The sequence below is a fragment of the Mesorhizobium sp. ZC-5 genome, from assembly GCF_025753855.1.
Lineage (GTDB): Bacteria > Pseudomonadota > Alphaproteobacteria > Rhizobiales > Rhizobiaceae > Neomesorhizobium.
This window is the reverse complement of the sequence record NZ_JAOWPT010000052.1, coordinates 1-1,597: the sequence shown is the minus strand read 5'-3', so window position 1 is coordinate 1,597 and position 1,597 is coordinate 1. Positions and strand designations below refer to the sequence as shown.

Below are 1,597 nucleotides of genomic sequence, written 5' to 3'. Positions count from 1 at the left end.
CGCCACCGGCGCGCTCTCCTACGACAGCGACGGCACCGGCGCAGCCGCTGCCACCCAGTTCGCAACCCTCTCAACAGGACTTGCTATGACAAACGCCGACTTCTTCGTCGTGTGAGATGGTGCGCCAATGCAGTCGACCGGCTGTTCAAACATCAGGGCGGACTACGCCTCGCTAATCCGCCCTACGCCTCCTCCCCTCGTTGTTTCGAGGAGAGATGCCTGTGGTGCGAGGATTCCGGGTCGGCGGCGCAGCGCCGCCATAGGACAAAACGGAGGACACCGACATGTCGTCAGTACTTATCTTGCTCAGCGGGTTTGATCCCGGCACCTACTTCGTCGAAGACGACGGGATCCCGAATAACGGTGTTGCTCGGCTGCGGGCGCCGGATGGAGATGTCATCTCGTTCAACATACCCACCGAGCATCTTACCATTACGGCCTCGGCCGGCCGCAGCGTGGTGTTCAACCTGACCGAGTGGAACGCGGTCGCGGATGTCATTGTCGGCAGCCTCACCGATTCGACGCAGAACCCAGACTCGATCCAGGTGCAGCGCATCGCCGGAGCTCAGGATGTAACGCTGGTCTCCAATGGAGTCGTCGCCGAATTCGGCGCCGACCCGGCGGCCGATATCGTGGCAGGCACCCTGATCATGAGCGCCGCGACCGGGATCGGCGCCGGCAATGCGATCGAAACCCAAACGGGCCTGTTCGAGGCGGAGACCACCACCGGCGGCATCAACGTCACCAATTTCGGTAACGTGCAGATCGGCGGGCTCACCGATGACGTTAACGGTCTCCACGTCGCCACCTCCGGCAACATCCTCTTCACCAACCTCGGGAGCATACTCCTCGCCGAAGCGAGCCCGGGCGCCTTCGAATCGGTTCACGGCGGCACGACGTCCGGCAACGTCACCCTGATCGCCAATGGCTACGACGCCGACATTATCGCCAACGTCGATCAGGATTCTATCGCGGCGCCGAGCGGCAACATCAACCTCACCGCCGGCCGCGACATCGCCTTCGGCACCCTCGGCCTCAATTTCGACAACGACGTGCGCGCCAGCGGGGCCCTCACCATCAACGCCGGCCGCGACTTCAATGTCGACGGCTTCGCCGATATCGCGTCCGACGGCTTCGGCGCTGGTACCGGCGGCAACCTGACGATCACCGCGGGGCGCGACATCAACGTGCTCAATTCGACGGGAACGGACGGATCGATCGGCGCGGAAGGCAATGCCGGAGCCGACGCCATCCTCACCACCGGCCCCGGCGGCTTCCTGAGGCTGCTCGCCTCGAGCACGGCGACGCTCTTCTCCTCGAGCGGCGACGTGATCGTCAACGCCGACCGGACGGTGATCAGCGCCACCTCCGGCATCTCCGCCTCCGGCGGCCAGGTGGTCCTGCGACCCGCCACCGCCGGCTGGGCGATCGATGTCGGCAGCGCGACCGACGGCGCCTTCGCGCTGGAACTCTCCGATGCCGAGCTCGATCGCATCTTCACGCCAAACCTGACGATAGGCAGCGCCCAGGCGGGCTTGGTTACGATTTCCGCCAGCATCACGCCATCGAACGCCCCGGATCTCGTCATCCAGAGCGG

At 64.8% G+C, this 1,597-nt stretch carries 1 protein-coding gene; it reads left to right on the top strand.

Features of this window, described 5'->3' with window-relative positions; translation table 11 throughout:
* Positions 1-284 precede the first annotated feature (284 nt).
* Positions 285-1,597 (top strand): hypothetical protein (locus OHD58_RS30435; protein WP_263807299.1); only part of this gene is annotated, 1,313 nt, incomplete at its 3' end.